General features: G+C 42.1%; 24 protein-coding genes. 4 read left to right on the top strand and 20 right to left on the bottom strand.

The window, feature by feature from the left end; genetic code table 11:
- The first annotated feature begins 53 nt into the window (after positions 1–53).
- Entirely contained in the window at positions 54–4,139 is a 4,086-nt protein-coding gene (locus ACW9SV_RS18260) for a chemotaxis protein CheB (RefSeq protein ID WP_479558203.1), read from the top strand.
- A gap of 83 nt (positions 4,140–4,222) precedes the next feature.
- On the opposite strand, the gene ACW9SV_RS18255 is transcribed toward ACW9SV_RS18260, so the two are convergent.
- From ACW9SV_RS18255 to ACW9SV_RS18235, 5 genes are all read right to left on the bottom strand, one after another.
- Positions 4,223–5,689, bottom strand: coding sequence for a sensor histidine kinase (locus tag ACW9SV_RS18255; protein ID WP_479558202.1), 1,467 nt, complete (start codon positions 5,687–5,689; stop codon positions 4,223–4,225).
- A gap of 210 nt (positions 5,690–5,899) precedes the next feature.
- The gene (locus tag ACW9SV_RS18250; RefSeq protein ID WP_479558201.1) at positions 5,900–6,727 is read right to left on the bottom strand and encodes a hypothetical protein; all 828 of its coding nucleotides are present in this window, start codon (positions 6,725–6,727) and stop codon (positions 5,900–5,902) included.
- Positions 6,724–6,900, bottom strand: coding sequence for a hypothetical protein (locus ACW9SV_RS18245; protein ID WP_479558200.1), 177 nt, complete (start codon positions 6,898–6,900; stop codon positions 6,724–6,726). Before ACW9SV_RS18245 ends, ACW9SV_RS18250 begins: the two co-directional genes overlap by 4 nt.
- Positions 6,900–7,985: a toxic anion resistance protein gene (locus ACW9SV_RS18240; RefSeq protein WP_479558199.1), complete on the bottom strand. Its 1,086-nt coding sequence runs from the start codon at positions 7,983–7,985 to the stop codon at positions 6,900–6,902. Before ACW9SV_RS18240 ends, ACW9SV_RS18245 begins: the two co-directional genes overlap by 1 nt.
- A 5-nt stretch (positions 7,986–7,990) precedes the next feature.
- A complete protein-coding gene (locus ACW9SV_RS18235; RefSeq protein ID WP_479558198.1) occupies positions 7,991–8,440 on the bottom strand; it encodes a hypothetical protein in 450 nt (149 codons plus the stop codon).
- Between the two features lie 395 nt (positions 8,441–8,835).
- Between ACW9SV_RS18235 and ACW9SV_RS18230 the strand changes: the two genes are divergently transcribed.
- On the top strand, positions 8,836–10,134 hold the full coding sequence (locus ACW9SV_RS18230) for a DEAD/DEAH box helicase (RefSeq protein WP_479558197.1): 1,299 nt from the start codon (positions 8,836–8,838) through the stop codon (positions 10,132–10,134).
- A gap of 120 nt (positions 10,135–10,254) precedes the next feature.
- On the opposite strand, the gene ACW9SV_RS18225 is transcribed toward ACW9SV_RS18230, so the two are convergent.
- The gene (locus ACW9SV_RS18225; RefSeq protein WP_479558196.1) at positions 10,255–10,653 is read right to left on the bottom strand and encodes an NUDIX hydrolase; all 399 of its coding nucleotides are present in this window, start codon (positions 10,651–10,653) and stop codon (positions 10,255–10,257) included.
- Between the two features lie 330 nt (positions 10,654–10,983).
- Positions 10,984–11,181 carry a cold-shock protein gene (locus ACW9SV_RS18220; protein ID WP_479558195.1) on the bottom strand — a complete coding sequence of 66 codons (198 nt, stop codon included), beginning with the start codon at positions 11,179–11,181 and terminating at the stop codon, positions 10,984–10,986.
- 455 nt (positions 11,182–11,636) lie between these two features.
- On the opposite strand from ACW9SV_RS18220, the gene ACW9SV_RS18215 reads away from it, so the two are divergent.
- Positions 11,637–11,828: a cold-shock protein gene (locus ACW9SV_RS18215; protein ID WP_062542011.1), complete on the top strand. Its 192-nt coding sequence runs from the start codon at positions 11,637–11,639 to the stop codon at positions 11,826–11,828.
- A 125-nt stretch (positions 11,829–11,953) separates the two neighbouring features.
- Here ACW9SV_RS18215 and ACW9SV_RS18210 read toward each other — a convergent pair whose 3' ends face one another.
- Entirely contained in the window at positions 11,954–13,237 is a 1,284-nt protein-coding gene (locus tag ACW9SV_RS18210; RefSeq protein ID WP_479558194.1) for a D-arabinono-1,4-lactone oxidase, read from the bottom strand.
- A gap of 299 nt (positions 13,238–13,536) precedes the next feature.
- Between ACW9SV_RS18210 and ACW9SV_RS18205 the strand changes: the two genes are divergently transcribed.
- On the top strand, positions 13,537–14,097 hold the full coding sequence (locus tag ACW9SV_RS18205) for a TVP38/TMEM64 family protein (RefSeq protein ID WP_479558193.1): 561 nt from the start codon (positions 13,537–13,539) through the stop codon (positions 14,095–14,097).
- A gap of 651 nt (positions 14,098–14,748) precedes the next feature.
- Here ACW9SV_RS18205 and ACW9SV_RS18200 read toward each other — a convergent pair.
- The 12 genes from ACW9SV_RS18200 to ACW9SV_RS18145 form a co-directional block, all read right to left on the bottom strand.
- The gene (locus ACW9SV_RS18200) at positions 14,749–15,000 is read right to left on the bottom strand and encodes a hypothetical protein (RefSeq protein WP_479558192.1); all 252 of its coding nucleotides are present in this window, start codon (positions 14,998–15,000) and stop codon (positions 14,749–14,751) included.
- A 27-nt stretch (positions 15,001–15,027) separates the two neighbouring features.
- On the bottom strand, positions 15,028–16,536 hold the full coding sequence (locus ACW9SV_RS18195; RefSeq protein ID WP_479558191.1) for a S8 family peptidase: 1,509 nt from the start codon (positions 16,534–16,536) through the stop codon (positions 15,028–15,030).
- A 283-nt stretch (positions 16,537–16,819) separates the two neighbouring features.
- Positions 16,820–17,890: a hypothetical protein gene (locus ACW9SV_RS18190; RefSeq protein WP_479558190.1), complete on the bottom strand. Its 1,071-nt coding sequence runs from the start codon at positions 17,888–17,890 to the stop codon at positions 16,820–16,822.
- 36 nt (positions 17,891–17,926) lie between these two features.
- Positions 17,927–18,265, bottom strand: a complete 339-nt coding sequence (locus ACW9SV_RS18185) for a hypothetical protein (protein WP_479558189.1) — start codon at positions 18,263–18,265, stop codon at positions 17,927–17,929.
- Between the two features lie 62 nt (positions 18,266–18,327).
- Positions 18,328–19,173 carry a hypothetical protein gene (locus tag ACW9SV_RS18180; RefSeq protein ID WP_479558188.1) on the bottom strand — a complete coding sequence of 282 codons (846 nt, stop codon included), beginning with the start codon at positions 19,171–19,173 and terminating at the stop codon, positions 18,328–18,330.
- Between the two features lie 117 nt (positions 19,174–19,290).
- Entirely contained in the window at positions 19,291–20,259 is a 969-nt protein-coding gene (locus ACW9SV_RS18175) for a hypothetical protein (RefSeq protein WP_479558187.1), read from the bottom strand.
- Between the two features lie 14 nt (positions 20,260–20,273).
- The gene (locus tag ACW9SV_RS18170) at positions 20,274–20,744 is read right to left on the bottom strand and encodes a hypothetical protein (protein ID WP_479558186.1); all 471 of its coding nucleotides are present in this window, start codon (positions 20,742–20,744) and stop codon (positions 20,274–20,276) included.
- 71 nt (positions 20,745–20,815) lie between these two features.
- Positions 20,816–21,895 carry a hypothetical protein gene (locus ACW9SV_RS18165; RefSeq protein ID WP_479558185.1) on the bottom strand — a complete coding sequence of 360 codons (1,080 nt, stop codon included), beginning with the start codon at positions 21,893–21,895 and terminating at the stop codon, positions 20,816–20,818.
- A gap of 81 nt (positions 21,896–21,976) precedes the next feature.
- A complete protein-coding gene (locus ACW9SV_RS18160; RefSeq protein WP_479558184.1) occupies positions 21,977–22,291 on the bottom strand; it encodes a hypothetical protein in 315 nt (104 codons plus the stop codon).
- Positions 22,292–22,321: 30 nt separating this feature from the next.
- Complete coding sequence (locus ACW9SV_RS18155) at positions 22,322–23,788, bottom strand: M6 family metalloprotease domain-containing protein (protein ID WP_479558183.1); 1,467 nt, start codon at positions 23,786–23,788, stop codon at positions 22,322–22,324.
- A 90-nt stretch (positions 23,789–23,878) separates the two neighbouring features.
- Positions 23,879–24,589, bottom strand: a complete 711-nt coding sequence (locus tag ACW9SV_RS18150) for a response regulator (RefSeq protein WP_479558182.1) — start codon at positions 24,587–24,589, stop codon at positions 23,879–23,881.
- 11 nt (positions 24,590–24,600) lie between these two features.
- On the bottom strand, positions 24,601–25,374 hold the full coding sequence (locus tag ACW9SV_RS18145; protein WP_479558181.1) for a sensor histidine kinase: 774 nt from the start codon (positions 25,372–25,374) through the stop codon (positions 24,601–24,603).
- Between the last annotated feature and the right edge of the window lie 124 nt (positions 25,375–25,498).

Raw genomic sequence — 25,498 nt, 5'->3', positions numbered from 1 at the left:
GACACCGCTTTCCCAGTTATTTCTATTAGGACAGAATCAAAGAAAGAGTACGCATGGTAAATGTAAAGCAGGCTGAACATCTCCCTAAAACGGACCATTACCTTATCGGGATTGGGGCCTCAGCAGGTGGGTTGGAAGCCATTCATAAACTGTTTGACCATTTCCCAAATAATTCAAGCTATTCGTTTGTCATCATCCAGCACCTTTCGCCAGACCACAAAAGTCTGATGGCCGAACTGCTTTCCAAGCACACCCAAATGCGGGTGCAGGAAGCCGAGGATGACATGGTGACCCGCCCCAACTGCATTTACGTGCTGCCCAGCGGAAAGCAACTGACCGTGAAAAAAGGACGGTTGCGCCTTGTAGAACAGATCAGGAACCGTGAACCCAACTTTGCCATTGACGTCTTCTTTGAATCCCTGGCCAAAGACCGTGGCCGGTACGCCATTGGCATTGTGCTTTCGGGTACCGGTACAGACGGGACCAAAGGCGTTAAAATGATTAAAGCGGCCGGAGGCATGATCATGGTCCAGGACCCCGCCTCGGCCAAGTTTGACGGCATGCCCCGCAGTGCCATTGAAACAGGGGCCGTAGATTTTGTTTTTCCCCCAGAACGAATGCCCCAGGAAATATTGGAGTTCACCCGCCAAATCCCCTTGGTTCAGACCTTGATTGAGCGGAACAATGATGACATAGAGAACGATGAAGTCTTGCAGGAAATTCTGGACCTCATCTGTACCCATACCCAAACCAATTTTAAGAACTACAAGCAAGGCACTATCTACCGCCGCATCAAAAAGCGGATGGATATATTAAAGGTGTTGGACTTGCCCGGCTACTTAGCCTACATCCATGAAAACCCGGCAGAGATAAAGCACCTTTGCCAGGAATTCCTGATTGGCGTTACCCGCTTTTTCAGGGACCCAGAGGCGTTTGAGATCTTGGAACGGGAGGTGATTCCGCAGATTATCGTGGATGTCCCTGAAAATGAGACCGTGAAGGTGTGGGTGACGGCGTGTAGTACCGGGGAAGAGGTGTACTCTATTGCCATGCTGTTTCAGGAGGCTTTTCAGAAAATGGGCCGCGAACCGCAGGTAAAGTTGTTTGCCACTGATATTGACCAAAGGGCCATCCGGCAGGCCTCTCAAGGTGTTTATCCCGCCTCCATCAACAAAGACGTGTCTGAAGAACGGCTTCAGCAGTTTTTCCACTTCAAGAACAACCGCTACACGGTTAAAGAAGACATCCGTAGGTTAGTGGTTTTTGCCCAGCATGACCTGCAGAAGGACCCGCCCTTCAGCCGCATTGACCTGATCACCTGCCGGAACATGCTCATCTACCTGAACCCAGACTTGCAGAAAAAGGTAATGTCGGTGTTTCCGTATGCCTTGAAGCTGAACGGGTATCTCTTTCTAGGGCCTAGTGAGCACATCGGGGACCTGAAAACCTACTTCGCGGAGAAGAACCGTAAATGGAAGTTCTTCCAGAAAGTAAAAGATGGCAAGGGGCACCAGCAGACGTATGGCGTAAGTACCCATTCACCAGTCAATTCCCAAGACGGTCTCCCCTCTTACCGCAACGCCCAGGCTCTGCGGTACACAGACTTGTTCATGGATTCCGTGGCCGAGGACTTGAAACTGGCCGGGGTGTTCATTGACGATAATTACCAGCTGCTGCACGGTATTGGCGATTTCAACCGCTTTCTAAAACTACCTGAGAAGCGCCTGCAGCTGAACCTGCTTAAGATGGTACCCAAGGAATTGGCCGTCACCTTGAGCGTTGATATCAGAAAAGTGCTCAAAAACCACAAAACCGTGTCAAGGCAGGTAGTGGTGAACATTGACTCCAAAAGCCAGTTGGTGCAGTTGAAGGTGAAGCCCATCTCGGTGGAGAAAGACCTGCCCAAAGTGCTGTTGGTGTTGCTCCAAGAAATAGGAAAGGTAAACCCTTCGCTCAAGAACCTGAAACCGTCGTTGGTGTCAGAGGCAGACACTGAGTACTTCCACCAGCTTTCCGTTTTGGAGGCCGAATTGAAAGAAGCCCGCGAAAGCCTGCACCTGACCGTACAGGACCTGAGCACCTCTAACGAAGAACTGCAGTCTACCAACGAGGAGCTTATGTCTTCCAACGAGGAACTGCAAAGCTCCAACGAAGAGATGCAGTCTTTGAATGAGGAATTGCATACCGTCAACTCAGAGCACCAACTCAAGATCAAGGAACTGCAGGAACTCAACGAGGACCTGGACAATTACATCCGGAGCTCCAATATTGGGCAGCTTTTCCTGGACCATCACCTCATCATCCGAAAATTTACGCCTTCGGTAAAGGAGTTGATCAACATCATTGACATAGACCTGGGGCGGCCTATCCATCACCTCTCGCACAACTTGAAGTACTCTCGCTGGCTGGAAGACATCCAGAAAGTGAACAACACCTCCGCAGAAGTTGAGCAGGAAGTGGAGACCCTGGATGGCAAGTACTTTCTGATGCGCATCATCCCTTACCTTAAACATGACGGAAACAAAGATGGGGTGGTGCTCAGCTTTGTGGAGGTGACTACTTTGAAGACCCTCAGCAACGTGGTGCAAGGCGTCCTGAACAGTTCTTTGAACAACATCATGGCTTTTCAGGCGGTGCGCGACAAAGAAAACGAGGTCGTTGATTTCAACTGGAGTTTGCTCAACAAGCAAGCCGAGCAACTGATTGGCAAGCCTCAGGACCAGTTGCTACATACAAGTATCTTGCCTGATCTGCCTTTCCTTAAAAAGACGGGCTTGTTCAAGAAGTTTGTACAGATGGTGGAAACCGGTCAGCCTTTGCACATAGAGCAACACCTGGAGTTGCAAGGAAAGCGGGGCTGGTATGAGATTGCGGCCGCTAAAATGGGCGATGGCCTTACCCTCACCATGGCCGATGTCACCGAAAAACGCGAAAGCGAGGAAAAAATCCTGCTGGCGTACGAAGACATAAAACGCGCCGAGGAAGATTTGCTGAGACTCAACGCACAATTAGAGATAAGGGTTACTGACCGCACAAAAGAGCTTTCTGAGAGTCAGGAACGCTTCAAACTGGTTTCAAAAGCCACCAATGACGTGGTGTGGGATTGGAACCTGATCACCAATGAACTGTGGTGGAGTGACACCCTGAAACCTATTTTAGGGTATGAGCCTGAGGAAATGGGGCAAGGGATCAACGCCTGGTTCAATAAAATTCACCCTGATGACAAGCAACGGATAATCAAGGGGATTAACGAGGCCATCAACACAGGGCAAGATCAATGGGTGGAGGAGTTTAAACTTATGCGGTTTGACGGCACCTACGCCTCTATTTACAACCGCGCCTACATCTTGCACAATGAATACCACATCCCACACCGGGTGCTGGGTTCCTTTATTGACATCTCTGACCTTAAGGACACCCAACTCCGCCTGAAGGACACCAACTCGCACTTGCTGCGGGTGATAGACGATCTAGATAATTTCGTGTATACCGCCTCGCATGACCTGAAGGCCCCCATCCATAACATTGAGGCCCTGCTACGTGAGTTGCAGGTGGAACTTCCGCAGGATAGGTCAGGGCTGGTTGAAGTGGAGGAGATCATGGAAATGATGCAGGGCGCCATTGAACGGTTCAAGAAAACCATTGGCAACCTCACGGAGATCACGAAGCTCCAGAACGACCACCGCACCGAGGTGACCACAGTTGACTTAGCCACCCTGGTACAAGACGTGGTGCTTGACTTGGAACCCATGATGAAAGAAACGGAGGTGAAGCTGCAGGTAGAAGTCTCAAAATGCCCGGTTGTTTACTTTTCAGAGAAGAACCTCCGCAGCATTGTTTACAACCTGGTCTCCAATGCCATTAAATACCGGTCCCCTGATCGGACTCCGGAAGTCTCATTGCATTGTGAGCAGGAAGATGGGTTTGTAGTGCTTACCGTTCAGGATAACGGGTTAGGGCTTTCCCCAGAGCAACAGGAGCATCTTTTCTCCATGTTTCAGCGCTTCCATGACCACGTAGATGGCTCGGGTATTGGCCTTTACATGGTTAAAAAGATCCTGAACAATGCCGGCGGGAAAATCGAAGTGGATAGCCAACTGGATGTAGGCTCTACCTTTAGGGTCTACCTGAAAAAGTAAACATCTATAAGGCTGTAGGTGCCGGGTTTTAGCTTCTTTTCAAGAAAAGGAGGCTAAAATCCGGCGCTCCTTTTTGGCCCTTTCTACAGGTGAGTTAATCCCAGCGAGGACTTTTCTGAAGAAAAAGAAGCTGGTACTTCTGAGGGGTGGTACGGCAAAGTAAACGAGAAGCAAGTGCCTTTGCCGCGCTCACTTTCAACGCTCATCTGACCGCCATTCTTTTCCACAAACTCCTTGCACAACACCAAACCCAAACCAGACCCAGCTTCATTCTCCGTACCCAGGGATGACGTCTTCTTACTGATATCAAACAGGTGGGCAATGGTCTTTTCTGAGATGCCTACCCCATTATCCTGCACCGTAATTTTAAGGAACAAAGTTTGACCCTCCTGGAGGTCCTCTAATTCAGTTTTGATGATCACCGCACCTTCTTGCTTGGTGAACTTGATGGCGTTGGTGATAAGATTCCGGAAGACGGTGCTTAGCATCTCCTTGTCAGCCACCACAAATTGGTTTGGTTCAACCAGGTTTTCCAGAGCAATGTGCTTCCCTTGGGCCATGAACTGAAGGTACCCGATGCTTTCCTGCAACACCTGGTGCACTTCTAACGCCTCGGGCTGGAACGGAATCTGGTTGGTTTGGCTTCTGGCCCACAGCAGCAGGTTCTCCATCAGTTTAGAGGTGTTCTGCAAACTTTTATAAAGCAGCTGAGACAAATGCGTCCGCTTTTCCCCTGGTATTTCGGAGCTGTTTTCGGCTAACATCTTGGAAAGCTGCACCGTCGTTTGGATAGGACCGCGCAAGTCATGGGCGACAATGGCAAACAGCTTATCCTTGGCAGAGTTGGCTTCAGCCAGACTTTGCGAGGATTGGCGCAGCCTCTTGTTCTTCTGCTCCAATTCTGCTTTTTGGGCCTCAATCTGGCGATCTTGACGGTAGTTGAGCATGTTGCTGCGCCATAGAACCCAGGTAAGCCCCCACCCTATGGTGGCCGCAGAGATCCCGTTCACCCGCATAGTCAACAATAAGGAGTTATCTGGTTGGGTATATTCCAGCCCCAGGTAAAACACAGTATAAGCGACCAGAAACAATACCAACGTCCTCAAAGGGCGCACCTGCAGTACTAAGGCCGGAGCGATACAAGCCACCAGGAAGGCATTGATGGAAGCATTTACCATTTGATCAATGATGGCCAGAACCGCCCCAAAAACAGGCACGATCAGGAACATCACGGTTGTCAGAACTTGGGGAAGCCGTTTTTGAGACGGAGGGTTCTTTCGAATCCAATAGGTGATGGCGGCAATAACAGCATTGATGAGAAAAAAGGAGGAGTGGGCGTAGATAATCCCTTTTTTCCAGAGGTATTCGGTGGGGCTTCCGGTATGCAGCTGTAAGTAGAATAACAGCACGTGGGCAGCAGAAACCGGTAAAATCAGCAAGGAGGTAAAAGAAATACGCTGCAGGTTGGTTTCCTTTACTTCGGTCTGAAGGATTGATTTATCCGTCTGAGTAAGGAAGAACTTTTTACTGAGGTATTTCTTGAAATTCATTTGCCCTGCCACTTTCTCCTAGTCCTACCACATCAAATAGGGTAATTAGAAGAAATCTTTTGCAAGTTAGCAGCAGGAAAGCACTTCTCCAATGGTACTACTCAGACCTTTACACCGGGTAAGCAACTTGGATGCGTCCTTTTACTGATCACTTTTTTAAAACTGGCTTAAAAGAGCTACTTTCTCGTGTTCTTAGATTAGTGGAGGTTTCTATTTACCTCCGTTTCGATAGATTCTGACCGGAAAAAGGCGGTAATCATTCAGGTTGATGGCGTACAGAAATCCTTCCCAGTGGATAACAGGCACGATGCCGGTGGGGGTGATGCCGTTGTTGTTGGGGATGGTTACCAAGGCGTTGCCCACGTAAGAGATGTCTTTTAAGCCCAACCTTAGGGAAAGGTGGTCTATAAAGGCTTCTTTCTGGTCTTTGGAAGAAGTAAAGCCCACCTCTTTGGGTACCAGCCCGTCGCCTTTCCCCTCGGTGTAGTAGACCACTTTCTCTACCGTATTGATAGATACATCCGGCAGGTACAGGCGGGGAACCGTGGCTTTGGCTTCTCCGGCATGATAGAACTGGACGGTATTGGTAATAGGCTTTACCTGGTCAGGCAGGTTGGCCATTTTCTCCAGGCGCTTCAGGCGTTCGGCCTTGCTGTGTTGCAACTTAGCCTCCACCGTGGCCCCAGATTCAGGAGAACCGTACTGGAGCAGCTCGTGCTTCTGATGAACGTCCAAAATGGTGGTAAATGTGGTAATGAAATGGTCGGTGTTTTTGAGGTGGAACATTTCCAGTTCCTGCACTTTCTTTCTGGACACCAGGTAAGCGTGGATGTTACGGGTTTTCTCCAGAACGGCCTTCATCTTACCTGCATGCGGAGTTCCCTTGTATCGGGTATTCAACTCCTGTAATAAGGTAAGCCGGCGGTTAGATTCTTTGACGTACTCTAACTCCTGTATTCCATAATCAGCTGTATCCCCTACTACCGTCCTTTGGCCATTCACCTTCATTCCGAAAAGGGAGCGCACGAAATCCATCATTCAGAAAGTATTTTTTTAAGGTGGAGCGTCTCTATCTCAACCTGGATTTTTTCAGCATTTTTCTGATTCTCGAAGAAATTATCCAGGTTGTTTAAGTACAAATCTAAAAGGGCGTCCTGCTCTTGGGTCAGGACGCCGTTCAGAGATGTACCAGTTTTGGGTTCATCAGCCATTATTCAATCTCAATTCTTTTAGATTTGCCCAAGGTACCCAGAATTTTGCTGTTCAGTTCTTCCTGCACCTGCGCGAGTTCTTTTACGGCCTCGGCCCGCTTGCGGCTACCCTCCTCCGAGATCTTGATCACGGCATCTAAGGTTTCCACCATGTCTTTGTTTACCTTTTTAAGGGTATCCAGGTCCACAATGCCCCGCTCGTTTTCCTGCGCGGCAGTTACCACGTTGGTTTTCAGTAACTGCGAGTTTTTCAGCAGCATCTCGTTGGTGGTGTCGGTCACCTTCTTCTGAATCTCCAATGCTTTCCGCTGCTTCTCTAAGCCCAACGCAATGGCAACCTGCTGGCGCCAAACCGGAATCACCGTCACAATGGAGTTCTGGATCTTCTGGGCCAGCACATCATTGGTGGTTTGGATCATCCTGATCTGCGGCATAGACTGGGTGGCAATGGTGTGCGACAAAGTGAAATCATGCACTTTCTTCTCTAACCGCTCCTTGAAAGCTACCATATCGGCAAGCCGCTGCACGACTAGTTCATCCTGGCCACTGCTTTCCACCTCAGACTGCAAAGCTGGGATGAGTTCGTTTTCTATCTCCTCAATCTTTAACCGGCCAGCGGCAATAAGGGAGCGTACCTCATGGATATACTCCACCACCTGCTTGAACATTACTTCTAACCCCGTGGAGTCTTTCAAAACACTCTGCCGGGTCTTTTCCAACTTCACCACCACATCGTCCACGTTCTCGGCGACGGAATTGTATTGGCTGGCCAGTTGCTTGGTTTTGTCTTTGATCTTGCCCACAAACGGCAGGCGTGCGAAGAACCCGGGCTTTTCGGTCTCGTCTACCTTGATCATATTGATCTGGGCCAGCAGTTCATTGATGGCTTCCCCGGCATCACCAGAGTCTTTGGCCTTCACCTTAGACAGAAGTTCATTGGAGTAGTATCCCAGTTTGCGCTGGGTTTCCACTCCAAAGGAGCTGAGGCTCTCGGGCTTGGTGGGATCTATGGTTTTAGAGATTTCCAGGGCTTTCTGCTGGATCAGCTCTTTGTTTTCAGACAAGGTGATTTCTTTGCTTTCCATAGTATTTAGTTTCTACTGGTGGGTTGGTTCTGTAATGTATCTAACTCCTTGACAAACTCACGAATATTCTGGTGCTTTCCGTTGACCTCGTACCACTCAATCTCATGTTTCGGCAGGTACTCGCCCAGCAGTCCGTGTACTTCCTGCAAAAGGTCAGCCCCTTTGCGGGTCCTGAACACGGGGTTCTTGTAGAAGGCACTCAGGTACTGCACCTTCACCTGCCCGCCCTGGGTTACGGCCAACTCCTTTACTTCCACCACCAACTCAGACGACTTCTGGTTATCGGTGACAATGGTCTTGTACACCCCTTTCTTCTCGTCTTCCAGCACCTGGGCGCATTTCGCCTGAAGTTCCTGCAGCCTTCTCTGCAATAGTTGGTTCGGCCTGATGCGGTGCCCGTAGATGTACCCTAAAATACCACCTAGTAAAAATATGAATGCGAATGTGAATGCCATAGCTGTATGTTTTTAACCCAAAAACGCAGAAACTGCCACATTCTATACGCAGGCCTGGGTGAAAGTATCAAGGTATTCTAAACCAGGCGACAGAACGATCCTTTCAAAAAATCAATCTAAGGTTTTCTTCTCAGTAATATTTATGTTTTATAGGCTATTTGTCGATAACAATTCTTAAATATTACCATTTCGGATTAACTTTTAACGGTAAACTTAAAGAGGGGCACTACCTTCCATCAGCAACCACATTCACAAATTTGCCTTGGTGCTGTAAACTCCCATTAAATAGAATAAGTGTTTATTGATCTAAAAATTAGTAGAAGCCAAGCAAGGTGATAGACGCGGCAAGAAGCCTGCAAGAATAATAGCTACCTTTACACCTAAACCTAGAACCCATGCACCAACGAATACTGGACACCCTGAAGATTTCTAGCCTGAACGAGATGCAGGAAGCTACCCTGGCCGCGGCCCAGAAAAGCGATGTGATCCTGCTCTCTCCTACCGGCTCTGGCAAAACGTTGGGGTATTTACTATCGGTGTTGCCCCGCCTTAAGCCCGAGGTACAGGAGGTACAGGCCTTGATTTTGGCCCCTTCCCGTGAGTTGGCTCTCCAGATAGAACAGGTCTTTAGAAGCATGGCTACAGGGTTTAAAGTAGATTGCCTGTACGGCGGACACGCCACTAACCCTGAGAAACGTAGCCTGGCGCACCCACCCGCCCTGCTGATTGGCACTCCAGGCCGCATTGCCTATCACCTGCGCGAAGAGAACTTTGCCACTTCCTCTATCCAGACGTTGGTGTTGGATGAGTTTGACAAATCACTGGAGTACGGGTTCCAGGAGGACATGGCTTACATCATTGGCCAATTAAAAAAACTAAACAAACGGATCTTGGTTTCGGCAACCGACATGCCCCAGGTTCCTTCCTTTACCGGCCTCAAGAACCCAGTCACCGTTAACTTTTTACAGGAAGCTGGCAATGCCCCAGACTTGCAGGTGAAAACGGTGGAGGTGCAAAAGGGAAACAAAATGCAAGCTCTGCTGGAGGTGCTTTGTTTGGTGGGTACCGCTTCTAGCATCGTTTTCTGTAACCAGCGCGAAACAGTGGAAGCCGTAAGCGACTTCCTGCGCAGCAAAGGATTGCCCCACGGGATCTTCCATGGGGGCCTGGAGCAACCCGACCGGGAAAGAACTCTGATGAAATTCAGGAATGGTACCTACCGTACGCTGGTCAGCACTGATTTAGCCGCCCGTGGCTTGGACATCCCCGAAGTGGAATTTGTTATTCATTTCCAGGTGCCCGATCAGGAGAACTACACCCACCGCAACGGCCGTACTGCCCGCATGAACGCCAAAGGCACCAGCTATCTACTTCTGCAACCCGGGGAAAAACCATCTTACCTGACCAATATTCCGCCGGTTGAAAAACTACCCGCCAAAGTAGTGTTACCCCCTGCTTCTCCCTGGGAAACCATTTACATCAGCGCCGGCAAAAAAGACAAGGTGAATAAGGTAGACATTGTAGGCTGGATGCTGCAGAAAGGCGGCATGGAGAAAACCGACCTTGGCCGCATTGAACTGCAGGACAACGCAACTTTTGTGGCGGTTGCCAAGAATAAACTAGAAAAAGCCGTCAAGCTCCTACAGCAGGAAAAGTTAAAGGGCAAGAAAGTGAAGATTGAAAAGGCGGCTTAAAAGCTATCGTCTCTAAAATCATAAAATAAGATGGGGCTGAAGTCAAAGTTTGTTTCAGCCTGGTTTCTGCAAATGAGTTGCAAAACGGAAAAGCCTCAGGGATCAAAAAACCTGAGGCAATTACTGCAGACGTCCTTCCTCTTTAAGCCAATCAAAAATGATTTGGTCTACCGGAGAAACTTTCTCGCGGTCGGCATAGCTTAGCCAGGCAACCTCCTCTATTTCCTGGTCTGGCCTGATCGTTCCCTGGTAAGAACCGGTGTAGCAGGTCATCTTTACTTCAACGCCAGCGGGGTGGTTATCGGCCTGGGCCTGAAAGGTCCCGAAGTAGTTTACCGTCTTTTCGATCAGGTCCACCGAAAGCTCTTCCTTAATTTCCCGGGCCAGGGCAGTGAAATCGTTTTCCGCTGCTTCCCGTTTGCCGCCTGGTATATAATATTTGGTGCGTCCTTTGGTTCGCGTACTCAGGATAAAACCATCCCTGATTTCAATCCAAGCCAGCTTGTCTATCGTTTCCATCTGTTTTTTGGTTACGTGAAGCGTATGGATGAATATAGTCAAACATCTCTTTCCTGCTTCAACCCTTTCCCATTTTTTGATGGGAAAGGCAAGGTGAGCAAACCAACTTGGTTTAAGGCTTTGTTTTTAGAAATAGGCCACAAACTAAAGGATACTTATCCTCTGGCTTACTTCTTGGCTTTATGAAAGGTATTCTGATTCAAGTTCCTGATGTAAGCCTTAACGGATCTGCCTTAAATAATGGCGAGATCTGCCTGCCTTGAAACTTGAATCCAGATACTTCCTTTTAGATGGGGATTGTATTACTTAACTCCTGAGGAGATCAGGAGCCTACTTTTTTTCAGGTTTTTTCTCTGGAGGCGTAGAGGAGAAATTTCCGTTCTCGTCCACGTACATCAGCATATCCTCTAGGTTTCCACCGGTAGAGTTTTCCTGGCGCTCCTGTTTGCGCTCCTCTTTGTCTTTTCTCTTTTTAAGCTTTTTCTGCTCTAATTGCTTTTTCAGGAAACTGTTCTGTGATCTTGCCATAGTGAATGTTTTAAATGGATACTAGGTTTTCTACGCCCAACTTGCGTTTTCAGAAGAGAAAGTCAAAAAAACTTACCATTCATTAGTCAAACTTGCCATCTCAGATCCGTCTTATAAAGGCGTTTTCCTTGCAAATGGCAAGGTGTACCCAAGGCGCAACAAGAAAATACCTCTGGCACTTTCTTGTTTAGAGGAGAAATGGTGGAAGGTTGGGCGGAAAAACCTTTTCAACAGGTCTTCAAGGATTATCAGAAAACTTAGAGCCAACACCGAACTCGGCGGCGAAAGAGAGGAGATAATGATTGCTTTCCGATACAAAGGTACTCATTTCTAAGCTACCGACCTATTCACTTGATGAGCATAATTGAAGGTTTTTTAAATATAATTTTACTTTTCCTAGGTTACTTTGAACTAATGTCTACCTTTGAGGGTAGTAGATATATAATAACAACATCATGAATCAAGGAACAGTAAAATTCTTCAACGACTCTAAAGGGTTCGGTTTTATCAAAGACAACAATTCAAATCAGGAGTACTTCGTACACGTTTCTGGCTTGGTAGATGAAATCAGAGAAAACGACGAGGTAGTCTATGATCTTCAAGAAGGAAGAAAAGGACTAAACGCCATCAACGTAAAACGCGCTTAGTCTTTAGACATAAAGACATAGTACAAAAAAGCCTCTCCGGTTGGGAGAGGCTTTTTTGTATGTTCATATGTGAAGGCGTTTTAAGCCGTGTTTTAAAAAAGTTGGTTAGAAACGTTAACCTTAATTCAAGAAACACCAAACACGTACCTCTCCATAAACTCATTCCTGAACTTTCCTTCAGGATCATGCTGGAGAAGCAATCGCCTAAAATCATCCATCCGTTCATACTGCGCCTGTAACACCTTAGGCTCCATTGTAAACAGTTTTCCCCAGTGCGGCCGGGCATTAAAAGGGGCTAGTTTCTCCTCAATGAGGGGCAACAATTGCATAACCACTTCCTCGTCCTGCTTCCAGGTAAAGTGAAAGGCAACGGTGGTTTGTTTGTATTGCGGGCTCAGCCACAGCTCATCTGCTTTGATGGTCCTGATTTCAGAAACAAATAGATGCGGCGAAATCTTCTCGTGCAGTGACTCAATTGCCATGATGGCTTCATAGGCATGCTCAATGGCCACGAAGTACTCACTCTGCAATTCAGCCCCGGCGCTAGGTTTAAATCCCATTTTAAAGTGCGGTAAACGCTCGTACCACTCACCAATTTCTCCCAACTGCTCAGTAGTATTCTCCGCGGATTCACTCTCAATAGGGTGCAACTTTTGAGTAGCCAGTTTTGCTCCAAACATCTCAGGATCCATAATGGCCGGCACACCCTCCTCTACTTTACTCTTTACCCAAACCTGATTAATGTTTTGGTTTTCCCAATGGGTAAACAGGCTCACGCTGTACCCTTTGGACATGATTTCTACAAAATGATCTTGTAATGCGCGCATGGGTAGATTACGGTACACTACCTGCTTCATTTTAAAAGAAGGCACTAAGTCAAGAGTGATTTTAGTCACCACGCCTAAACTTCCGAGTGCCACTACTGCCCCGTTAAACTGTTCTCCATTATTCTGACGGGAGATATTTACCAACTCACCCGCTGCATTCATAAACTCAATAGAAGAAACAGAAGTAGCTAGATTACCATTTTGTAATCCTGAACCGTGGGTAGCTGTAGAGCAAGCGCCAACTACCGTAATATGTGGCAAGGAAGCCATGTTAGGCAAGGCGTAGCCGTTATCTTGAAGGAAGGAAGCCAACTCTCCGTAGCGCATGCCACCTTCTACAGTAACAGAATGTGCTTCTTTGTCAATAGCAACCACCGCAGCCATGTTCTGAAGTGATATGAGATTTTCGCAACTATCGGCTATTCTGTTAAAAGAGTGCTTTGAACCTAAAACCCTTATCTTATTTTTCTTAATTACAATGCAATGTATATCTTCAGTAGAAGGTGGATTATGACTTTCGATTGTACTATAAATTAGATTTCCTGCCCAATTTGTAATTCCACACTGTTTTAATTTTGTCAATCTTTTTCCCTCCTTGATAATAAATTATTATTGAGCATTTTACTACATCCAAATACTTACGCCAATGAGAATAAGGCTCTTTTCTAGTAAGAAAAGAGGACTCCTTAAGTTAGTCAAGGCTCTTTGATTCTTGCTTTATAAATATACTGAATGACTTCTAATAAATGGTACAAAATTTTTACTTATATTCAGAAGCATATCGCTCCTTAAAGAGTTAAACGATAAAAATGAAACGACTTATCTCGCTTTTTTTCTTCGTCTCGTTGCTAATCATCCTTATCTATCTTCTATTTGCCGACTTGGAAAATAAAATTCAAGCTTGTTTTCAATCAACTAATTCATTATGGACCTACTCAGTTGTTAGCTTCATATTACTGTCATTAGATGTGGTATTGCCTGTTCCTTCAAGCATTCTGATGATTCTCAATGGAAATAAGCTTGGTATTATTACAGGTTCCTGCCTATCATTAGGTGCTGGTATGACTACGTCGTCAATTGGGTTTTATATTGGTCGCAAAAGTACTCTATTTATAAATAAATTTTTTACCGAAAAAGAAATTGCAAATGGGAATAACTTCTTTAAACGTTTAGGAAACTTTTCTATTACCCTTTCCAAGTTCATTCCTATCTTATCAGAAACCATTTCTATTATCAGTGGGTGCACTGAGGTGTCATTTAGAACCTTTTTATCTTACTCATTTATTGGTCATCTGTTTGTTTCCTTAATTTATGCTTTTATAGGTCGTTTAACCCTTTCATATACTTCAAACATTGCTGCGGGCTTTATAATAGGCAGTATATTAATAATAACTTGGATATTTAGACTTGTAGAAATAGATGATATTAAAAACAAAGGATAATAGATGTACCATCAAATCTAAATACGCTAATATGAATGGCTTTTTTACCAAAAGCAATTCCACTTTCTAATTGCCTACACAATTTGATAAACTTTCCCTGACATGAAAGCTATAAGTATTACTTCTGCTGTTGTACTTTTAGAGTTCAAGACTTCCACAGCTGACTTATAGGCAAATAATTTTTTTATGAATATAAACTTGCTTTATTTGGTTCTTTTTGCTTAAAGTTTCCGGGAGCGTGATATAATCTATTTCATGATGTGTTTATAATGCTTTAGAAGCTTTGTTTTCTATTTCTTAAATGTAACTCCTCAAAATTCATTATTTTCTTTCCTGATCTTACACTGGTATATTCAAGCTACCGTTCATAAAACAACATAGCGCACCTGAATCAAAGAAGCCAAATTCATTTATGTCAGCAATTTGGAATAATTAGCTGCATTTGCAGCTATAATAGTAAAGCAATAGAATCAAAATAGTTCAATATCGAATTGCTCATGATGGTCGGCCTCAAAACTCAATGCAATATTGTTCATAGTAAAGCCTTACCAAGCTCGGAACCAAACAGACACTATACTCAGCTTCTTTAGCAAGAAGAATATACAATACAACGAGCATCGTATTGAATATCGATTTTGAATCAAAAAATATTTACTGAAGTCCACGCATTGGTGGCAGGACAATTTTTATTTCAGGGATTTTCTCCAACTGTTCTGAGACCGTTTCTATTTTTGCGTCATCTTTGATATAGGCGAAAGCCATGCGCCTAATTTTTGCGTCATCAGCATTAGGCATCAAAGGAACAGCTGCTTCAATTGAACTCCAGCTACTTATGTTCTCTAGAATGGCTATTTGCCGCTCGGGCTTTACATCAGGATTAAAGGTAATTTCTATTTGACGCATAAGTAAAGAAATCTTTCAATCTTTACCTTACTGCAAAAGTCGTAATAGGTTAAGTCTTCCTGCTCCAAAATCAGGATGATGATTAAGTCCACCCATTCCAACCACTTGATCAGCGGACTGCATTAACCTCGTACGAACGCTAGCGGGACTCATTTTTCCTTTATTAGCTAACAGTAATGCGGCTGCAGCCGCCACATGTGGCGATGCCATTGAGGTTCCATCCCACGCATGGTAATCCGTTTCACGTATTTGCGGAGCTCCAATTACCGGCTGACCGTTGGGGCCGATGACTGCTGAAAAACCAAATTGACCGGGATATGTGGGCAAAGTTGACCAAATGGCAACGCCGGGAGCCGCTATAGAGATGTGATTTCCGCGGTTTGAAAAATTAGCTACAGTATCATCCAGGTTTGTCGCTCCGACAGCAATCACCCCTGAAATCGCAGCCGGATACGAAACCGGATTGCCAAACTGTCGCTCATTACCCATTGAAGCAACTATAGTCGTTCCGTTTGCCAATAGCGTATTGAACAAAGTTCTCTCCTGCGGACTCGGGGCTCCGCCCCCGCCAATGCTTAAGTTGACGACATCTACTCTCTGTTGAATACACTCGGCGAGAGCACGGTGATACATCGCCGGATTAACATAATAGACAAATTCCTGTCGTTGAAAATCATAATCCGGCGTATCATCAAAAATTTTATATGCCTGAAGCTGACAATTGCAAATACCGTTAATACCGAAAGTATTACCGAAGAGGGCGGCAATGGTACCTGCCACATGTGTTCCATGCCCAATGATATCACGGTTTCCGGATGCGCTGGGAATTCCGGTGTAATTAAATAGGTAGCGGGTAACCCGCCCGTTCAAATCTGGATGCGTATGCTCGATTCCGGTGTCCAGAACAGCAACTTTGATGTTGTTGGCGTCTCTAAAATTGGGCAAAGCTCTTGCCTGTTGCCATAATATTTTCTGCAAATTCCACATTGTAGAAGCCGAAGGTGGAGTAGCCATAATTCCTGCACCTCCTCCTGAATCAGCAGCTTCAGTTAAATCCTTATCGACCTCAGTGTCTTTTATTGTTGTTCCTCTTTTACTGGCTGCGTGTAAATAACGTACGGGAACACGAGAGACAAATTCGATATTTGGATCTTGCGCTAGGGCAATTTGCAAATCAGAAACGTCACGGTCTCGTTGAAGTTCAATGATGCTAACTCCCTCGTTAGGATCATTTGCCTTAGGAGAAGATGACGTAGCAAGCATGGAAAGCGCACTACGGCTTTCGCCGAAAGCCATAGCTCCGGCTGACACATCTTCCGCTTCAGCTGGCGCAGATAATGGAATAATGCGCTTAATCAGACCTCCTCTTTCAAAAAATGAAAGCGCTGACATTCCCGAAGTGGCTAATGGACTGGCGGCAGTAGAATTTGCGGCTAGCATTCCAGCATGAGGCGCCATGTTGCGCATTTTTACAATGAGCTGGCCTTCATGGTATTCGGGAAGCTTTTCGCTACTAATAGCTTTTTTAATAACCATATAATCCTCTTTTTGTTTATTTATAATTGTACAAGTCTTTCCTTGAGGTTAAAAGCTCTTAAGTTTTTCTTCAAGGTTAATTAAATGGATTTAAGACGATAAGAAACCCATTTAAGAAATGCCATTGAGCAAAATACCTGAAGAACTTTTAACCAAAGCAAAATCTATCATTGTTGGAATTCCCTTCATTTACAAGTTTGTCAGTTTCAAGTGAATGATTTTTAACGCCAGCTTTCTTACCACGTATATGCAGATCAGGACGAGAATCGTACTAAAACACGATTTAAGTAACTCCATAATTGGCCCTAAATGCCTCAAAGGCATTGTTACCCATCTCAAGGACTAACTCATCGAAAGATAAGTTAGCATATTGGGCGCTAAGTTTTTTCTTAAAATCATCAGTTACTTTTTTGTCTTCTCTAAAGTTGGCTGATGTATAATCATTATATCTATATGGCCCTTGTTTATTAGGTTTATAAACATTCATGAAAATAACTTGAGATTTAACAAGCTTTGGCACAATATCTTTCCAGAAATCAACGTCAATTCCATTTTCAATTGCTACCAAGGCCCATTCTGCAAAAGAAAATTCGAAGGCGCTATCTGGCTCTCCATTCCTAATCCCTGATTCAATTAATCGCAGTTCCCCATTGGCAAATAAGTCAAACGAATTTCCTATTTCTTCAATATCCAAATGTTCATTTTTTACAAAAAATTTGTTATAAATCATCTTTTGTAAGTCTGAAAGATAAATAACCCATTCTTTTTGAACACTGGGCATTTTATTAATTGGAGGAATTTTAAAATTTATCGCAAACTGCCCCCTGATTAGCACCCTATTTGTTAAAACTCCAACTGTGCTCATAATAATTTGATTGCGTTTTTGCTTTTCTAAAGTTGGAATATCAGGATTTCTATCTACAAGTGGAGGTAGAGTTTGGTTATCATAAAAGGCGAAAAACTCATGAGCATTTTTTATAATTGGATCCTGTATTCCTTCTATAAATTTTGACCTTTTAATTTGGTTATTATAAACCTCATCTGAATCAAAACTTACAGGCGTTATTCTGTCTAATGTAAAAACCTCGGAATTAACTTTCTTTGTATCCTCCTGATAATCTACGTAATCTAATCTTGGTACTTCGCCTGTAAAATTGATAATAATTGTAGTTTCTTCATTAGGTTTTAATCCTGTTTCAAACTTTAAAACAAACCCAAAATCAGAAATCTTTTGAGCTGGTGTATTATTCCTTATTATATTAAATATTTCACTTCTGGTTGGCAATAGCTGGACATACCCCTTCTTTGTATTTTTATTCAAATTATTCCGAATTGCATAAGTTATTGATTCCATAATTGAATTTAATATAACATACAAGAGATTTAAAAATCAAACAACTGCGCTTACTTCAATAAGCTCATCTGATGGGTAAATTTGCACATGAGTGTACTTTTTACTAGTTTCTTCAACATAATGAACCTCTTCTGTAGTAATCACTTCGTTAACAGGCCCATTTGGTGGATAAACAATACGTTCCAAGAGGTAGATTAATGGGTTTATTCCTTGCGAAATCATTGGCCTTAATTCAACAGAATACCCATCTGTTCGGAATTCACAACTACCTTTTACATGGAGAGCGGGTACACTCCCGGGCATAAAGTTATGCCAGGCTGCCCATCCAGCGCATTTTCCTTCTGAATCTTGCTCATTGTTTTTATATTCATTCATACTTAAAAACTTATAAATAATACCAAACACTATGCGAAATTCTTATTCACAAAACAGATTCTTTAATTTACATTTACACTCTTCAGGACTCCTTCGATTACTCTATCCTTTGGAAGCATAGGTAAAGGCTTATCTTTAAGAGAGGGGAGTTTTTTCATTAAAGATGCATCTGCTGTATGAAGGTGCGGACCATGATGATGCCCACCCGCATCTGGCATAGGTGGTCCACTCCATCCGTCGGATAAATCAGCTTTTTTACCATTTGCTTTTTCCCATAGAGTAATTTGGTTATCAATCCACCCATGCAGTTTCCAGAAATGTTTATTAACATGACTAGACCATGGGATATACAGCCAATCGTTTGTAATATCCGTTGAATTTAAATCAGTTGGTGGCGGCCCGCTCCATCTTAGGTGCATCCAGGCATGAACGGAGAACTCTAAGGTGGTACCTAACTGATCAATTGTTTGCGTTTTTAACCAAACGGGATCAGATACCCTATTTACAATGGATTGCATCTGGTTTATCGCTTCTGTAGTTCTAGCCCATGCAGCTGGCGGCTCCGGATTATTCCAGTTGGGAACAGGCCATAAGGAATCATTATCTGTCCATGGTATAGGATCCCACCCTTCCACTTTCTCCCAGAACGGATCATTGGCATGACTTAAAATATCATCTACCATTTTAATCATTTCGCGATGCATCACCAAAAAATCAATTCCTGCCCCAAATTCATTTTCAAACCTAGGAGCTTGCCAATCAGCATCAATAAAAGATTGCTGAACTTCCTTTTCTAGTTCATTCCAAGCTTCTTTGTTTCTTACAAAGTGCCAATAATGGTGATGGGCTCTTACTCCTTCAGAAGCGAGTTGATTTTTTAATAAATTGGGTAAGTCAGGTGCAGCCATTGCTATAATATATAATAATTTAACTATTTAGTTAAGGTGGCATAAAGAAATTTTATTTTTCTTACTATTTCATATTTCAGGAACCCCAACTAACTAAACAAAAAAGAAGAAATATTCTTATTTTTGAACTTTAAACGCGATTAACCAGAAGTTTTGAGGTTTAAATTTAAACTCTCTAAAGCCTTCGACTGGATTGTCTCCATAAACATGGCTTCCTCCTATTATAAGTTTAACAGGTTTATATAGAATGAAGAAATCTAAGCTAGTTCTAATAAATGGATGCCATCTTTTATCAGTATAACTTTCTCCTATCAAATCATACCTCATTGTCGCATCGACATTAAAAAGCCATAACCCATTAGGCAGCACGGGATCATCTGGATCTGGTCTACTAGCACCAAACCCAAAAACCAGTTTACCAACTGTCCGACCCACAAATCCTTTATATTTTGTACTATCTGCATCAAAATTATGCTGCATCTCAATTCCCGCTTCTGGGCTAATGAAGGAATGGAATCTGCCTGATGGGCTAAACTTAGTCGAACTGATCCAGTTGCGATAGCCGGAACCTTGCCTAAAGTAAGTTAGCATAAAAGTAGAAGCTAGTCCACTTGAACCCTCAATCTTATCTCTTCGGTATTTAAAAGTAGTATTTAAAGTAGGTGTTGAATAATCATCAATTATTGGACCTGGTTTAGGCAAGCCAACTTTGGGAGCTTTAAATATCCATCTATGCTTATATCCAATCTGAAAATTATTAACTTCAGAATCAGTAAGATTAGTGCGATGTAATTCTGTAATTAAGTATCCAGTTTTTAATCCAGTTGGATCAATTCTTGGGAGGGTATAACCTAGTCCTAAATCAATTAAATAAGATGAACTCATATCTTTAGGTACAGTTAAGGTAAGTATGGCAGGGTTCTGCTTACTTTCATCATCGTTAAAAGATTGCCTGATTTTTAGGTTCTTGAGCCAAGGAACCTTTTCAGTCTTTTGTGTACCCTGACTCTTTACACTTAAAGTGTCTTGTGAAAATGTTAATAATGGAATTATTATACAGCATATTAAGAATATGTATCTCTTCATAATTTCAGTAGCTTTTATTCTATTTTACCTGTAACAAGTTCTACAAGATCGCCAACTGTTTCACAACCTTCTATTTCAGTTATATTAATTGTACCTCCAGGTTCAAAATGTTTAATTACTTCAACTAAATATGCTCTTAATAATACAAATTGCTCTGGTCGTATCAATAAATCTGTTAAGGTAGTGTCATCTTGAAGATCTTGTGGTTTATTAGTTCTTCCTGCAGACTTAAGAACTGAAAGCTTAACTAAATAAGGTATTGAATTAGGATCCTCTTCAAAATTGCTTGCTTTCTTTATCTGGGTGCTTAATTCTAATCCATCCTTATTGACTATTTCATTCCCTGTCTCTACATTTCTGATAGCTTTAATTATAAAGTTCACATCTTTAACGGTAATTTTTAAAGGTTTAAGTTTGTCCAAGACTTTCCTAATTTCTGCTTGAGCTTCTTCGATAGTTTTACCTTTCTTTTCTTTCTTTGCCATGATTTTATTTCGCTAAAACGTAATTATTTATATAAACTTTGTTGAACTTAAAAAGAATATAGGCTCATTCATTATTCTTCCTTTAGCTTCTTAAGCTCAGATTTTAATTTTAATATCTCCTTTTCTCTTTTAAGAGTTTCCAATTCTTTATCCTGTTCAGCTTTTAAGGCTGCTTTTTTTTCGTCTAATTCCTTTTTCCTCTCTTTTTCAAGAGAATCTGATTTAGTTTTTTTATTTTTATCAATATCTCCAATCAGAGTATTTATAGCCTTAACAGAAGTATTTGAACTTTCCAATGTTTCTTTCATTTTACTTTCATTTGTCAAACTAAACTTTTGAAGCCCACCTGTATTTTTATTAAAGTTCACTATATTACCTGTCTTGTTGAAGAAATTACCGGCAGTTAATTGGATATTTTTTAGTTCCCCAATCTGAGGAAGATAGATAAAATCATCTATTACTACCTGCTCTGCAATTGAACCATTATTTTTAATTGAAATTTTAACTCTACTTAATACAGGCTCCCTGTAAAATATTTTGTTTTTTGATGCATCTCTATCATTGACAGTGTGGTTTATCCTAAGCTTAGATGGTTCAACACTAAATTCTATTTGAGGTATTTTATTGGTGTTGAAGGTATCGTCTATTGTAGGCTTCTCTGGGTTAATTAAGTACTTAACTCCATCAAAGTTTTCTTCCTTGATAATGATGAGATATGTTTCATTAATAGTTCTTTCCCGTATTTCCACTTTTTCTACAGGATCGTTGGTTGATGGCGTTAAAAACATACCAGTACCAAGCCTTACCAAAGAGGAGGCAACATCAACAGCTCCAGATATAATGTCTTTAAGTACTGGAGTGCTTTCCATATTTAAGGATTGTAATATTCCTGCACTATTGTCATCAAACACAACCTCAAAATTTATTTGATGTATCCAAGATGTAAATTCGCTGTAATCTAATTCAAATTTTTGCTTATAGTCCGGAACTAACAATTGCTCCAAAACAACATCATCATTAATGTAGCAATCAACTGCTTTAACTCTGATTAATTCATTATCTGAATTATAAGTTAATTCCTGCTTAACTAAGTATTTAACCGTAAGCTTAAAAACTTTTTCTGGTAAGTAATATTCAATTATCTTGCTCATGGTAAAATATTTTTAGGTAGCACCTATTATCAATAAAAATTTGTTTAAAGGCAGCACTTGTAATCGCCAGAATGACATGAATCAAAGTTTTTCCACTTTATCATCAATAAGGAAGTAAGCTCCGCCACTCTCGCCACCTTGAAAAAAAATGTGAGCCTGAATAGAATCATTTACTTTTAAAATCTTCTTCAATCCTGGATGTATAAGTATTGTAATCTCTTTACCCTCCAAAGTCTTAGCCATATTTCTTAAACCAGCAACACTTTCAGACTTTTCTAATTTTATTACCCAAACGAATCCAATACCTTCCGGTCCTTTTTTAATCTCTGCTAGAAGTCCTTGAATAATGCTTTCATTTGGTGCAACAGGTACACCCTCTCTTTGGAATCCATTCAAGACTTTATTATTTTATTAAAAGTATGTAAATTAAGCAGTTACCGCAGAACCAATTTCGACATCAATCACCATGTTAGGGTCGCCTGGCTTTCCTTTAACGTCAATTGTAATTCCTGTCCATTGTCCATTTAAATTTAACGGAGGTTCTGTATTCTCTCCCAATAATCTATTTTCCTTTCCATTGATAACACTTGGATAAAGATCTTCACCATCTCCTCTGTTCCCTTGACCAAATATCTTTGCTAGGTCTCGCTGGTTATCTGCTTGTATAATTTCTACAGCCAAGAAATCTTCATCATTAACATTATCTATATTTTCATCAACTGTATAAATTGCTAAGCCTTCATCAGGCAGAAAGGTATCTTGCTTACTCCGACGTCGGTATTCCACAAAAACATACTGCCCTTCCATCATCAAAGCTTTATTTCTGATAATTACAATTCCGCCGCCTTCAGATGCAGGTTCCAAAACTATATTCTTTGTGCTTTTTGTTATTATTTTAGGGGCTATCCAGCCATGGAACATACGCAGTATTCCATTAGGCAAACATGGAGTAATACCGCTATTATTCCATGATCCAGAAGCCATAAGACAATAATTACCTAACCCATTTGATTTAAAATTCTGATTTCTGCCAGTATCATAAAAATCTGCCCAACGAGCCGCTAAGTGCCCCCATTCATGCGCACAAACTCCCATCTGGCAATCTTCAGGAACAGTTAGAAAAGTTTTTATGGATAATTTATTACTAATTTGAACATCTTTATTTAGTACCCATTTCAAGCTCCAGAAATCATCAGTACCACCTGACTCCTCTGCTCCTCTTCCAGAATGAATAATAAAAAGCGCCGTAACAAAGCCTTCGCCTAATGCATCATATCCATCGAAATCAATACCTTGTGCTAATGCTGCTTTTACAGCATCTTCTGCCATTCCTTGAGCATTATTAGGATATTCACCCATACCTGATGCATCTGCAGTATAGTAGTTACTTGTCTGTGGAAGTCTTATCCAACCGTGAACTTCACCTTGAATGTCAATTCCTGTGCTACCCCCACTAGTGTTATAATTACTAATCCGCCTATAGTATTCTGCCATACTACCTGTAGGAAAAACATCCAAATCACCAAAAAGCATTTCTTTAAAATAGGAAGCAGGTCTATTAGAACTATGTGGTCTATCTTCAAAATCTACCAGCAACACGATAGTTTTTATTACTCCTTCTAAAGGCTTTTTTGGGCGGTCTATTAATTGCAAGTCTTTACTTGGAGTACTTGATATTTTACCATCATCCAAACCACCAAAGTTTTGACTTCGTCTACTTGCGCTCCAGACATAGAAAAACTCGTCGAAGGTCAATTTTTTAGGCAATCGCCCCTCCTCTTTCAATCCTTTATACCTTACATATAGCTGTAACAGGAGCTTAGGAGATGGCGGAACCTTACAAAAAGATTTATAACAATGTAAAGTTTTGAAACTTGAAGCTTTAACTAACATGCCATCTTCATTTTAGTGAAACAAAAATTGATAGTTTAATTGAGCAAGTAAACCCATTTTGAGAGCGCTCATAAACTATCCTGAACATAGTTATCTTAATCCTTTAATTATTGCCCCATTAGCAGAATTAACTTGCAATTTCTCATAAATATGCTCCAAGTGTTTTCTAACAGTTTTATCAGCAATAAACAACTCCTCAGAAATTTGCTTTACCGCTAATCCTCTCTTTAAACATTCTAATACTTCTTTTTCTCTTTTGCTTAATACATCTAAGACTGCCGTCGATTGTTCAGGTGGTACTTTCTCTTTCCTTAAAAATCCTAATACCATATTCGCCAGTGAAGGAGAAAGTGGCAGACCACCTTCAATAACTTCGTAAATAGCGTTAAGTAACTGATGTGGTTTGACATCCTTTAGCAAATAGCCTGAAGCACCAGCTTTCAATGCCTCAAATAACTTTTGCTCATCGTCCATTATGGTAAGTATAACTATTTTTAAATCTGGGTAAAGCTTTTTCGTTTGCCAAGTAGCTTCTATACCATCTACTTCTGGCATATTTATATCCATAAGCAATACTCTAGGGATAGGACCAGAAGATAAATTTTGGAGTAAAATATTCCCATTACGAACCTCAAATAATACTTCTATTTCTTCGCTTAATGCTAGCTTATCACGGATGTCTTCACCCAGACGGGCATTATCTTCCACTATTCCAACTGTTATTTTTTTCATCAAAGTAGAAATAGGCTTTGCTTCATAATTGAAAGGTATAGCATAAAATGCAGCTTGTAAATACGGCAAATGACGTATTTTTATGCATTCAATGGGAGTACTACTTTAATGTAGGTACCTGAAGCAGATGATTCTAGAAAGAAAATTCCTCTAATTTCCTCGACTCGTTTACGCATGTTACTAATTCCAAAACCATTTGTAGAGGATACAGCAGGTAGTCCTTGTCCATTATCACTAATGGTGAGTGATGCATCAATTTGGGAGATCTCTAATGTTACACTTACCTGAGATGCATGTGCATATTTTAATGCATTGTTTGTGCCTTCCTGAGCGATGCGTAATAAGTGCATTGCAATTAAAGGCTGAACCTCAGATTTATCCTGTGAATCATGGAACAGCCATTTAAGGTTGGGCACTTCTCGATCTTCCCATACTTTCAGCAATAACCCATGTATACGCTCACCTAACGCTTCTCCGGTAATTTGTTCCTGGTCAAGTAGCCAGATAGTCTGCCGAAGTGTATGATTCATCTCACGGGTGAACTCACTTAAGCGGAGAAGTTGATCAGAATTATGACCCTTATGGTAGGCAAGCAATTCTAATCGAGAGATAAGGTGAGTAAGTTGAGAACCAAAACCATCATGTAAGTCCCGTCCTAACTTTTCACGTTGCACCTGCAATTCATTTTCTAATTGCACTGTTTTCAATTCGGCGTTATAACGTCTCTGTTCGGCTTCAATTAAAGATTGCAACAAGGAATTATAAGAAACCAGTACCTCTACTCTTTTTGTTAAGTACTGAATGTGATGATTGGTCCAACTGAGTATATTGCTCAGCATGTCAGCTACAATCATAAAATATTAAGTCAAATATTTTATTGATACTTTAAAATGTAAACAAGTAGTATGCAGAGCTTCTTAGACTAAGCTTCTGAAACGTGAAGAAGAAAAACTTGGGATAGGTTATTAGCCATATATG

The organism is Rufibacter sp. JT20002, assembly GCF_056491185.1.
Note: the sequence above shows the minus strand (reverse complement) of the source record. Positions and strands in the feature narration are given on the sequence as shown.